The sequence below is a fragment of the Faecalibacterium sp. DFI.5.82 genome (assembly GCF_029076575.1).
GTDB lineage: Bacteria > Bacillota > Clostridia > Oscillospirales > Ruminococcaceae > Faecalibacterium > Faecalibacterium duncaniae.
Map to the genome: position 1 here is coordinate 1 of NZ_JARFIS010000562.1, position 308 is coordinate 308.

The 308-nt window shown below is 62.7% G+C and carries 1 pseudogene; it reads right to left on the reverse strand.

The annotated features are described in order from the left end of the window. Positions 1–308 (reverse strand): annotated as a pseudogene (locus P0G09_RS17885) (hypothetical protein); the annotation flags it as partial.

Consider the following 308-nt stretch of genomic DNA (forward strand, 5'->3'; position numbering starts at 1 on the left):
CTGCCGCATCAGGTCAATGATGAGGTAGCACTCCCTTGCAAAGGCCCGGTAGGCACTTTTGAGCATATCGCGGGAGAGCTTGCTGCCCGCCTCCTGCAGGGCCGCAATGGCACTTGCCGCCGACACGCCGCCTGCGGTGCCGCCCTGGGTCATATCCCGGTTTCCGCTGATTTCCTTCAGCTCCTCAATGCGGCTGTTGCGGTAGCTCAGGCTGTTTCCCTGCAATCCGGCGGTCTGCAATGGACGGAAACTCTCGTCTCCCAGCCGCCCGGCCACATGGACGATGTCCCGGCTGAGATCCGCCAGTT